General features: G+C 72.1%; 8 protein-coding genes. 4 read left to right on the forward strand and 4 right to left on the reverse strand.

Going from position 1 to position 10,749, the window contains the following annotated elements; translation table 11 throughout:
• Positions 1–4 precede the first annotated feature (4 nt).
• Positions 5–1,084, reverse strand: coding sequence for an aldose epimerase family protein (locus KAK07_RS05765; RefSeq protein WP_210859489.1), 1,080 nt, complete (start codon positions 1,082–1,084; stop codon positions 5–7).
• 113 nt (positions 1,085–1,197) lie between these two features.
• Here KAK07_RS05765 and chvE point away from each other — a divergent pair, with 113 nt between their 5' ends.
• Genes chvE through KAK07_RS05785 form a run of 4 tightly spaced genes read left to right on the forward strand, consistent with a single transcriptional unit; the run spans position 1,198 to position 6,497 of the window.
• A complete protein-coding gene (chvE, locus tag KAK07_RS05770) occupies positions 1,198–2,271 on the forward strand; it encodes a multiple monosaccharide ABC transporter substrate-binding protein (RefSeq protein ID WP_210851015.1) in 1,074 nt (357 codons plus the stop codon).
• Positions 2,271–3,794, forward strand: a complete 1,524-nt coding sequence (locus tag KAK07_RS05775; RefSeq protein ID WP_210859490.1) for an ATP-binding cassette domain-containing protein — start codon at positions 2,271–2,273, stop codon at positions 3,792–3,794. Before chvE ends, KAK07_RS05775 begins: the two co-directional genes overlap by 1 nt.
• Position 3,795: 1 nt before the next feature.
• Positions 3,796–4,983, forward strand: a complete 1,188-nt coding sequence (gene mmsB / locus KAK07_RS05780) for a multiple monosaccharide ABC transporter permease (protein WP_210851017.1) — start codon at positions 3,796–3,798, stop codon at positions 4,981–4,983.
• A complete protein-coding gene (locus KAK07_RS05785; protein ID WP_210859491.1) occupies positions 4,980–6,497 on the forward strand; it encodes a tryptophan halogenase family protein in 1,518 nt (505 codons plus the stop codon). The genes mmsB and KAK07_RS05785 overlap by 4 nt, the downstream gene beginning before the upstream one ends.
• Before the next feature lie 128 nt (positions 6,498–6,625).
• On the opposite strand, the gene KAK07_RS05790 is transcribed toward KAK07_RS05785, so the two are convergent.
• Genes KAK07_RS05790 through KAK07_RS05800 form a run of 3 tightly spaced genes read right to left on the reverse strand, consistent with a single transcriptional unit; the run spans position 6,626 to position 10,743 of the window.
• Complete coding sequence (locus tag KAK07_RS05790) at positions 6,626–8,194, reverse strand: family 43 glycosylhydrolase (RefSeq protein WP_210859497.1); 1,569 nt, start codon at positions 8,192–8,194, stop codon at positions 6,626–6,628.
• A gap of 2 nt (positions 8,195–8,196) precedes the next feature.
• Positions 8,197–9,606 (reverse strand): MFS transporter, encoded by a 1,410-nt coding sequence (locus tag KAK07_RS05795; RefSeq protein WP_210859499.1) that lies wholly within the window; start codon positions 9,604–9,606, stop codon positions 8,197–8,199.
• A 42-nt stretch (positions 9,607–9,648) separates the two neighbouring features.
• On the reverse strand, positions 9,649–10,743 hold the full coding sequence (locus tag KAK07_RS05800) for a LacI family DNA-binding transcriptional regulator (protein ID WP_210851021.1): 1,095 nt from the start codon (positions 10,741–10,743) through the stop codon (positions 9,649–9,651).
• Between the last annotated feature and the right edge of the window lie 6 nt (positions 10,744–10,749).

Genomic DNA, 10,749 nt, shown 5'->3' on the forward strand with positions numbered 1-10,749 from the left:
GCCCTCAGCGCAGGCAACGCAGTCGATGCAGGGTGCGGCTGTGCCAGGTCTGGCCCGGACGCAGCACGGTGGACGGAAAGTCCGGCCGGTTCGGCGCATCGGCCGGATGCTGGGTTTCCAGGCACAGCGCGTCGCCCGCACGCAGCAGGTCGCCATGGGTGCCGGCCAGGCGGCCGTCCAGCCAGTTCGCGCTGTAGACCTGCAGGCCAGGCTCGGTGGTCTCGACCTCCAGCACGCGGCCGCTGACAGGGTCCTCCAGCCGCGCAGCCAGCGCCAGACCCGGCGCGCTGCGGTCCACCCACAGGTAGTGGTCCAGGCCGCGGCCGTGCTGCAGTTGCGGGTGCACCGTGCGCAGCCGTGGGCCCAGTACCGCGCCGCCCCGGAAGTCCAGCGGCGTGCCATCGACCGGCGCGCTGTGCTGCGGGATGCCCTCGGCGTCGATCGGCAGGTAGCGGCTGGCCATCAGCGTGAGCCGGTGGCCGTCCACCGCACCGCAGCCGGCGAGGTTCCAGTAGGCGTGCTGGGTCAGGTTGAGCACCGTCGGCCGGTCGGTGTGCGCGCTGTAGTCGACGATCCAGCAGTCGTCGGGCGTCAGCGTGTAGCGCACCTCGACCGACAGCCGGCCTGGAAAGCCCTGGTCGCCGTCCGGGCTGTCCAGGCGCAGCACCACCGCCACCGCGCCGTCGGGCGACCGGGGCCCGGGCGCCACCTGCCAGAAGCGTGCGCCAAAGCCCTGCGCGCCGCCATGCAGGCAGTGGCGGCTGCCGCCGCTGTCCAGGTCGACGCGGCGGCCGTCCAGCATGAAGCGGCTGTCGGCAATCCGGTTGGCATAGCGGCCCACCAGGCTGCCGAAAGTGGGGTTGTGGCGCAGCTGATCGTCGGGCGAGGCCAGCGCCAGCACGATGTTGTCGAAGTGACCGTGGCGGTCGGGCATGCGCAGCGCCACCACCGTGCCGCCCAGGTCCAGCAGCGTCAGCTGCAGCTGGCCCCCGGCGTCCAGCGTCCAGGCGGTGACCGGGCGTCCATCGGCCAGCCGCGCCCAGGGTGCGCTGCGCACGCCAGGCACCTTGGCGGCCGGGTTCATCCGGGGAAATCCCGCTTCACTGACACCGTCCTTGTTCATAAAGTTCGTTCGTCGAACAAATTAGATCGCAGCATCGCAGGTCCGCGTCCTGCCGTCGATCCAGGAGACTCCCGATGATCACCCCCCGACGCCACCTTCTCCGCGGCCTGGGTGCCGCCAGCCTGCTGGCGGGCCTGGGCCTGCGGGCACGGGCCCAGGACAAGGGCCTGGTGGGCATCTCCATGCCCACCAAGAGCGCCGCACGCTGGATCGCCGACGGCGAGCACATGCTCAAGGTCTTCAAGACCAAGGGCTACCGCGCCGACCTGCAGTTCGCCGACGACGACATCCCCAACCAGCTGGCGCAGATCGAGAACCTGGTCACCAAGGGCGCGCGCGTGCTGGTGATCGCACCGATCGACGGCAGCACGCTGGGCAACGTGCTGCGCAAGGCCGCCGAGCGCCAGATCAAGGTCATCGCCTACGACCGGCTGATCCGCGGCACGCCGCATGTCGACGCCTATGCCACCTTCGACAACTTCCAGGTCGGCGTGATGCAGGGCCAGTCGATCATCGACCGCCTGGGCGTGGCGCAGGGCAAGGGGCCGTTCAACATCGAGCTCTTCGGTGGCTCGCCCGACGACAACAACGCCCAGGTCTTCTACGACGGCGCGATGAGTGTGCTCAAGCCACTCATCGACAGCGGTCGCCTGGTGGTGCGCAGCCGCCAGATGGGCATGGACAAGGTGGGCACGCTGCGCTGGGACGCCAGCGTGGCGCAGGCGCGCATGGACAACCTGCTGTCGGCGCACTACGGCAAGGAGCGCCTGCATGCGGTGCTCAGCCCCTACGACGGCCTGTCGATCGGCGTGCTCTCGTCGCTCAAGGGGGTGGGCTACTGCACGCCGCGCCAGCCCTGCCCGGTAGTCACCGGCCAGGATGCCGAGCTGCCCTCGGTGAAGTCCATCATCCGCGGCGAGCAGGCCTCCACGGTGTTCAAGGACACGCGCGAGCTGGCGCGGGTGGCGGCCGAACTGGCCGATGCGCTGCTGGCCGGCAAGGCGCCCGAGTTCAACGACCGCAAGACCTACCACAACGGGGTCAAGGTGGTGCCGGCGCAGCTGCTCAAGCCGGTGGCGGTGGACGCCGGTAACTGGCAGCAGGTGCTGGTCGCCAGCGGCTACTACCAGGCGGGCCAGCTGCGCTGATGGACGCACCCCTGCTGGAGATGCGCGGCATCGCCAAGCGCTTCAACGGCGTGCCGGCGCTGCGCGGCGTGGACCTTCGCGTGGCGCGCGGCGAGATCCATGCGCTGGTGGGCGAGAACGGCGCCGGCAAGTCGACGCTGATGAAGGTGCTCTGCGGCGTCTACCCGCATCCATCCTATGAGGGCGAGATCCGCGTCGAGGGCCGGGCCTGCCGCTTTGCCGGCATTGCCGACAGCGAGCGCCTGGGCATCGTCATCATCCACCAGGAGCTGGCGCTGGTGCCGACGCTGTCGATCACCGAGAACCTGTTCCTGGGCCACGAGCCGGCGCGCCACGGCTGGGTCGACGCGGTGGCGGCGCACGCGCGGGCCCGTGCGCTGCTGGCCCGCGTGGGCCTGGATGCCGACCCGGACACCCAGGTGGGCCGGCTGGGCGTGGGGCAGCAGCAGCTGGTCGAGATCGCCAAGGCGCTGGGCAAGCAGGTGCGCCTGCTGGTGCTGGACGAGCCCACCGCCAGCCTCAACGAGCGCGACAGCCAGGCCCTGCTGGCGCTGCTGCTGCAGCTGCAGACCGAGGGCGTGGCCAGCATCCTGATCTCGCACAAGCTGGGCGAGGTGCGGCGCGTGGCGCAGCGCATGACGGTGCTGCGTGACGGTGCCAGCGTGGCCGGCTTCGAGACCCTGCCCGACGAGGACGCCATCATCCAGGCCATGGTCGGCCGCCCGCTGGACGGCCGCTACCCGCAGCGCCGCACGATGCCCGGCGACCCGCTGTTCGAGCTGCGCGACTGGTGCGTCGAGCACCCCCAGCGCCGCGGCCACCTGGCCATCCGGCAGGCCAGCCTGACGGTGCGCCGCGGCGAGATCGTCGGTCTGGCCGGGCTGATGGGCGCCGGCCGCACCGAGCTGGCGATGAGCGTGTTCGGCCGCTCCTGGGGTCGCTGGCGCGGTGGCCAGGCGCTGGTGGGCGGCCAGCCGGTGGACCTCTCCAGCGTGCCGCGCGCGATCGCGGCGGGCATCGCCTACGTCACCGAGGACCGCAAGGGCCTGGGCCTGGTGCTGGGCGACAGCGTGGCGCGCAGCACCAGCCTGGCCCATCTGCGCGGCGTGGCCCGCCGCGGCCTGGTCGACGAGCCGCGCGAGCACGCGGTGGCGCAGGATTTCCGCCGCCGCCTGGCGATCCGCTGCCGCGACCTGGCGCAGCCGGTGGGCCAGCTCTCGGGCGGCAACCAGCAGAAGGTGGTGCTGGCCAATTGGCTGTTCACCGGCCCGCGGCTGCTGATCCTGGACGAGCCCACGCGCGGCATCGACGTGGGCGCCAAGCAGGAGATCTACACGCTGATCGCCAGCCTGGCCGAACAGGGCTGCGGCGTGCTGCTGATCTCCTCCGAGATGCCCGAGCTGCTGGGCCTGTGCGAGCGGCTGTACGTGATGAACGAAGGCGCGATCGTCGCCGAGATGCCGGCCGCCCAGGCCAGCCAGGAAGCCATCCTGCGCGCCATCGTCGGCGCGCCACTGCACTGACATGAACACCACCTCCATGGCGCCCGCCGCGCCCCCCGCCCCGGCCCTGCTGGCGCGCCTGCGCGAACACGGCCTGGTGCTGGCCCTGGTGGCCATCACCGGCCTGTTCCAGTGGCTCACCGACGGCACGCTGCTGCAGCCGCTGAACCTGACCAACCTGGTGCTGCAGAACAGCTTCATCGTGGTGATGGCGCTGGGCATGCTGCTGGTCATCGTGGCCGGCCACATCGACCTGTCGGTGGGTTCGGTGTGCGGCTTCACCGGCGCGCTGGCGGCGGTGCTGATGGTGCAGCACGACTGGCCGGTGCTGCCGGCGGTGGCGGCCTGCCTGGCCGCCGGCGCGCTGATCGGCGCGCTGCAGGGCTGGTTCGTGGCCTACCTGGCGATCCCGTCCTTCATCGTCACGCTGGGGGGCATGCTGGTCTTCAAGGGCCTGGCGCTGGCGCTGCTGCAGGGCCAGTCGCTGGGGCCGTTCCCGGACGGCTTCCAGGCGCTGTCCACCGGCTTCCTGCCCGACCTGGGGGCGGACGACGAGGCCCCGCATGCGAGCACACTGGGGCTGGCCGTGCTGCTGGCCGTGGCGGCGGTGCTGCTGCCCTGGCGCCGTCGCGCGCAGCGCCTGCGCCATGGCATGGCGGTCGAGCCGCTGGCCACGCTGCTGCCGCGCCAGGCCGGGCTGCTGGCGGCGGTGCTGGGCGGGGGCTGGCTGATGGCCTCGTACAAGGGCGCCCCGCTGGTGCTGCTGCTCTTGCTGGTGCTGGTGGCGGTGTACGAGCTGCTGGCCTCGCGCAGCGTGCTCGGGCGCCAGCTCTATGCGCTGGGCGGCAACGCCAAGGCGGCGCGGCTGTCGGGCATCCGCACCGAGCGCCTGGCCTTTGCCGCCTTCGTCAACATGGGCGTGCTGGCGGCGCTGGCCGGCCTGGTGTTCGCAGCGCGGCTCAACAGCGCCACGCCCAAGGCGGGCCTGGGCTTCGAGCTGGATGTGATCGCCGCCTGCTTCATTGGCGGGGCCTCGGCCTCGGGGGGCGTGGGGCGCATCGGCGGTGCGGTGATCGGCGCTTTCGTGATGGGCGTGATGAACAACGGCATGTCGATCCTGGGCATCGGCATCGACTACCAGCAGGTCATCAAGGGCGTGGTGCTGCTGGCCGCGGTCTGTGTGGATGCCCGCAACCGGCACGGCGCATGAATCCCACCGACAGCATCGTCATCGCCGGGGGCGGCGCCGCCGGCTGGATGGCCGCCGCCGCGCTGGCCACGGCGCGGCCGGGCCGGCCGCTGACGCTGGTGGAGTCGCCGGAGATCGGCATCATCGGTGTGGGCGAGGCCAGCTTCCCGTCGATCCGCGCCTTCAACCGCCTGCTGGGCATCGACGAGGTCGACTTCCTGCGCGCCACCGGCGGCACCTTCAAGCTGGGCATCCGCTTCGACGACTGGCTGCAGCCCGGCCACCACTACTTCCACACCTTTGGCGATCTGGGCACGCTCGATGGCCCGATGGCGCTGTGGGCGCAGTACCTGCGCTTGCGCCATCGCCTGCCCGTCGGCCTGGCGCTGACCGACCTCAGCCTGCCCGGCGCGATGGCGCGCGGCGGCCAGTTCCTGCCGCCGCAGCCCGGCGCCGGCCTGGCCGGCCGCTACGATCACGCCTACCACTTTGATGCGCAGCGCTATGCCAGCTTCCTGCAGGCGCTGGCGATCTCGCGCGGCGTGCAGCATGTGCAGGGCCGCATCGCCGGGGTGCAGCAAGCCGCCGACGGCCAGGTGCAGGCCCTGCGCCTGGACGATGGCCGTGCGCTGCACGCCAGCCTGTTCATCGACTGCACCGGCTTTGCCTCGCGCCTGCTGGGCCAGGCGATGGCCGTGCCCTTCCTGGACCAGAGCCACCTGCTGCCGGTGGACCGCGCCTGGGCGGTGCCCGCAGCGCGCAATGATGGTCCGCTGACGCCCTACACCACCGCCACGGCCATGGAGGCCGGCTGGACCTGGCGCATCCCGCTGCAGGAGCGCACCGGCCACGGCCATGTGTTCAGCAGCCGCCACATCGACGAGCAGCGTGCGCTGGCGCAGCTGCTGGCGCGGCTGGACGGCCCGCCGCTGGCCGAGCCGCGCCTGCTGCGCTTCACCACCGGCTACCGCGAGCGGCTGTGGGAGCGCAACGTGGTGGCGATCGGCCTGGCCGGCGGCTTCCTCGAGCCGCTGGAGTCCACCGCGATCTTCCTGGTGCAGTCGGGCATCGGCCACCTGGTGTCGCTGCTCGACCACCCGCAGCGCGAGCCGGCGCGTGCCGGCTACAACACCCTGATGCGGCGCCAGTACGAGCGCATCCGCGACTTCATCGTGCTGCACTACCGCCTGAGCCGCCGCCGCGACAGCCGGCTGTGGCAGGAGATGGCCGCGATGGACCTGCCCGACACCCTGGCCCACAAGATCGACGCCTGGCGCGCCGCCGGCGTGCTGGCGGTCTACGACCAGGAGGGCTTCGACGCCAACAGCTGGCTGGCCATCCACGCCGGCATGGAGCACTGGCCGCAGCGCGCGCTGCCCTGGCCGGCCGAGGTGCCCGAGGACATCGCCGCCGAGCTGCTGCTGCAGCGCCGGCACGAGGTCGAGGCGCTGCTGGCGCGCATGCCGATGCACGAGGCGCTGCTGGCACAGGCCATGGCTCACAAGTCGTCGCAGGGCCGCCCCAAGACGACTTGACCCCCTCGGGGGGCGGGCTGGGCGCAGCCCGGGCCTGGGGGCGCTGGCAAGCTGTCGCAGGGCCGCCCCAGGACGACTTGATCCCCTCGGGGGGGGGCGGGCTGGGCGCAGCCCGGCCCTGGGGGCGCTCAGAGTGCGCGGTAGCGCAGCCTCCGGAACCGCAGCTCGCCCTCGCCCGCACTGAACAGCGCCAGACGCAGGCTGGTGAAGCCGCCGAAGACGTTGTGGTGCAGGCCCGAGACCTCCATCTGCCAGGGCAGCTGCTGCCACTGCCGACCGTCCGCGGACCTGAACCAGGTCAGCACGTTGTCGCGGTTGAGCAGGCGCAGGTGCAGGCGCGGCGTGGTCAGCGGCTGGCGCATCCAGCGCTGTTCCTGGCCGTAGCCGTAGGTCAACAGCTCGCCGCCGCCCAGGCCGATGCCGGCATGGCCGCGCTCGTCGTAGAACAGCGCCAGCCCGCCGTGGGCGGCGCCGTGGGCCTCGACCTCGACCGTGACCTCGTAGCGGTGGTCACCCACCACGCAGCACAGGGGCGAGCAGTCGGCCAGCGCCTGGCCCTTGCCGCGCAGGCGCAGCTCGCCACCGCCCACCTGCACGCGCTGCGCCAACTCGCCGGGCGCGGCACCGTGCAGGCTCCACGGCAGGCCCAGCGTCGGGCGCTCGAAGTCGTCCGACAGCGCCAGGCCGGTGGGTCCGGCCTGGCCGCCGCGCGGCGCCGGCAGCGGACGCGACAGCGTGCCACCGCGGGCACGCAGCCAGCCGTCGCGCGTCCAGGCCACCGGCTCCAGCAGGGCCTGACGGCCCAGGGTGCGAAAGCCGTTTTCGTAGCCGTGGTAGACCATCCACCAGTCGCCCGCCGGGCCTTCGACCAGGCTGGCGTGGCCGCGCGACCACCAGGGCTCATCGGCGCTGCGGGTGCGCACGATCGGGTTGTGCGGGCAGTGCTCCCAGGGCCCGTGCACCGAGCGTGAACGCGACAGCGTGACCATGTGGCTGGTCGGCGGACCGGCCGTGCCGCCCACCGCCGAGACCAGGTAGAACCAGCCGCCGTGGCGCAGCAGCTTGGGGCCCTCGGGGGCGAACATCTCGACCACCCAGTCCTCGGGGTAGCGCCAGGCTTCCCAGGCGCCCTCCTGCAGCGGGCCGTCGGTGCGCAGGCCGTCATCGCTCAGCCGCACGCGCCGCCCGCCATTGAGGAACAGGTAGCGCCGGCCGTCCTCGCCCACCACATGGCCGGGGTCGATGCAGCCGGGCAGGCCCAGGTCGATGGGTGCGCTCCAGGGGCCGCGGATGTCGTCGGCCCAGACCACGTAGACCGCGGTGCCCTGCGCCTGCAGCACCGGGATGTAGAGGAAGTAGCGGCCCTGGTGGCGCACCAGGTCCATCGCCCACACGGTGCCCGGCGGCTCGGGCAGGGCGGCGGTGATCGGCACCCAGTTGAACAGATCGCGCGAATGCCAGATCACCGCCCCCGGCGTGGCCGCGAAGGACGAGAAGCTCAGGTAGTAGTCGGCGCCGTCCTTCAGCACCGTCGGGTCGGCGTGGTCGCCGGGCACGATCGGGTTGAGGTAGCGGCCATCGCCCAGGTCGGCGCAGCGCTGGCCTTCGGGCCCGCGCCCGCGTGCCGCGGCGGCGCCGGCCGGCAGCGCGGCCCCGCCCAGGGCGGCGGTGAGCGCCTCACGTCGGGTCAGGGCCATGCTCAGACCGCGCCGCGGCGCGCCTCCAGCAGGCCGCGGGTGCGCCCGGCGCCGGCCTCGTCGATCGGGAAGCGGGCGATCAGCACCAACGCGATCAGCAGGCCCAGCGCCGGGATGCCGCTGAGCAGCAGGCGGATCAGCGTGATCGCTTCCTCGCTCTGCACCGGCAGCTTGGCGTCAAAGCCGGTGAACTGCAGGATCCAGCCCGAGGCGCCATTGCCCAGGCCGATGCCCACCTTGCTGATCCAGGACTGGCAGGCGGCGAACGAGCCCTCGCGGCGCTGGCCGGTTTCCAGCTCGTCATGGTCGATCACGTCGGCCAGCGTGGAGCCGTACAGCGTCCAGAAGCCGGCGCCGGTGAAGGCCACGAAGCCGCAGGCCAGCAGCTGCAGCCACGGGTAGCGCGGGTCGTAGAGCCACCAGTCGCCGATGAAGGCGCACACCGCCAGCGCCAGCACCGCCATCAGCCCGAGGCGCTTGCCGTAGCGCCGCGCCAGCATGCCGAAGAAGGGGATGCCGGCGAAGCCGAAGGCCATGCCGGCCAGGCCCATGGCCGAGTTCCAGCGCGTGCCCAGCGCCACGTCGCCGCCGCAGACGTAGTAGAGCGTGGTGTAGTAGCCCAGCAGGCCGACCATCGCGGTGGCAATGCCATACGCCAGCATCATGCCCAGCAGCGAGCGGAAGGGCTTGTTCTGCAGCGTGCGGTACAGCGTGTCGCGCAGCGGCACCTTGGCCTGGCGCACCACCACGCTCTCGTAGTAGCGCTCGCGCACCAGCAGGAAGATCGCCACCGACATGCCCACCATCACCGCACCCAGGATGCTGCAGTAGACCTGCGCGCCCAGCAGGATGTCGGGCTTGCCGTTGGCGTCGTTGAAGATCGACAGCGTGGTGAACTGGGCCGCCACGAACATCGTCAGCTCGGGCACCTTCTGGATCGCGTTCTTCACCTGCATGACGCTGGTGCGCTCGTGGTAGTCGGGCGTCATCTCGGTGCCCAGGCTGGTCCAGGGCATGTTGAAGCAGCTCATCACCGGCACGTAGACCAGCGTGGAGGCCAGCATGAAGATGAAGTACTGGGTGTCGCTCCAGCCGCGGCCCACCGCGAACATCAGCGGCAGGCCGATGCCCGCCAGCACGCCACCCACCAGGATGAAGGGGCGGCGCCGGCCATGGCGGGTGCGGGTGTTGTCCGACAGCCAGCCGAACACCGCGTCCGAGGCGGCGTCGATGAAGATCTTGATCATCAGCGCCGTCGAGATCAGCCCCGGCGCCATGCCCAGGAAGACGTTGAAGACGTGGAAGGCCAGCGACTGGTAGAGCCAGTGGCCCCACAGGTCGACGAAGGCGCCCAGGCCGTAGCCCACCTTCTGGGGCATCGGAACGCGGTCGGCGGGGGCGGTGGTGCTCATCAGCGGTCTCTCGGGCAGGCCGGCGGCACCGCCGGCGCGGGGTCAGGGAATGGCCAGCGGCCCCGGTCGCACCGGGGCCAGGCTGGGTTGCAGGACGGTCTCGGTGGGCAGCACCTGCGAGGCGATCGGCTGCGGCGGCGCCAGGCCCAGCTTGGCGTCCACGGCGGCGAGCAGCAGGCGCACCGCCAGGTGGCCCATCTCGCGCAGCGGCTGGTGCACCGTGGCCAGGCGGGCCGAGCGGGCCAGCAAGGTGTCATCGAATCCCACCACCGACAGGTCGCGCGGCACCTGCAGGCCGCGCGCGCCCAGCACCTCGAAGCAGCCCAGCGCGACGGCGTCGCTGACGGCGAAGATGGCGTGCGGCACCTCGTCGCCGCGGTGGGCATCGAACCAGTCGGCGAGCTGGCGCCGGCTGGCCTCGGCACTGAAGCCGCCGCGCACCAGCAGGTCCTCGTCCAGCGGCACGCCGGCCTCGGCGTGGGCGCGGCGCCAGCCGGCGACACGCCGGTTGGCGCCGATCGAGTCGGCCGGGCCGGCCAGGTGCAGGATGCGGCGGTGACCCAGGGCCAGCATCTGCCGCACCATCTCGAAGGCGCCGCGCTCTTCGTCGGACTCGATGTTGGGCACCCCCGGCAGCGCATGGTTGGCGTGTACCGAGACCACCGGCGTGTGCTCGGGCAGGGCCTGGGCGTCATCCGGGCCCAGCAGCGGCGCCAGCAGGATCAGGCCGTCGATGCGGCCATCGCAGATCGAGGCCATGCGCCGCGCCACCTCGGGCCAGGTGTCGAAGGCGAAGACGGTGGTGTTCTGGCCCGCCGCCGCCGCGGCCTCGATGACGCCGTTGAACACTTCCAGGAAGTACTGGTTCAGCTCGTTGCCCGACAGCGTGGTGGCCAGACCCAGCGTGTTCATGCGCCGCTCGGCCAGGCCGCGCGCGGTGGCGTTGGGTCGGTAGCGCAGTTGCTCGGCGGCCTCCAGGATGCGCTGGCGCGTCTCGTCGGAGATGCGCGAGGAGGTCTTGGCGCCATTGAGCACCGCCGACGCCGCCATCGCCGACACGCCGGCGGCGCGTCCCACGTCAGCCAGGGTGGCGGCGTGGCGGGCGCGGGTGCTGCGTTTGGCGGTGGGCTGCGTCATGGCGAT

The organism is Ideonella alba (assembly GCF_018069875.1).
Taxonomy (GTDB): domain Bacteria; phylum Pseudomonadota; class Gammaproteobacteria; order Burkholderiales; family Burkholderiaceae_C; genus Ideonella; species Ideonella alba.

What these genes read in the sequence shown, in the direction of transcription:
- KAK07_RS05765 (WP_210859489.1), bottom strand. Translation starts at nt 1,084, where the DNA reads ATGAACCCGGCCGCCAAGGTGCCTGGCGTGCGCAGCGCACCCTGGGCG.
- chvE (WP_210851015.1), top strand. Translation starts at nt 1,198, where the DNA reads ATGATCACCCCCCGACGCCACCTTCTCCGCGGCCTGGGTGCCGCCAGC.
- KAK07_RS05775 (WP_210859490.1), top strand. Translation starts at nt 2,271, where the DNA reads ATGGACGCACCCCTGCTGGAGATGCGCGGCATCGCCAAGCGCTTCAAC.
- mmsB (WP_210851017.1), top strand. Translation starts at nt 3,796, where the DNA reads ATGAACACCACCTCCATGGCGCCCGCCGCGCCCCCCGCCCCGGCCCTG.
- KAK07_RS05785 (WP_210859491.1), top strand. Translation starts at nt 4,980, where the DNA reads ATGAATCCCACCGACAGCATCGTCATCGCCGGGGGCGGCGCCGCCGGC.
- KAK07_RS05790 (WP_210859497.1), bottom strand. Translation starts at nt 8,194, where the DNA reads ATGGCCCTGACCCGACGTGAGGCGCTCACCGCCGCCCTGGGCGGGGCC.
- KAK07_RS05795 (WP_210859499.1), bottom strand. Translation starts at nt 9,606, where the DNA reads ATGAGCACCACCGCCCCCGCCGACCGCGTTCCGATGCCCCAGAAGGTG.
- KAK07_RS05800 (WP_210851021.1), bottom strand. Translation starts at nt 10,743, where the DNA reads ATGACGCAGCCCACCGCCAAACGCAGCACCCGCGCCCGCCACGCCGCC.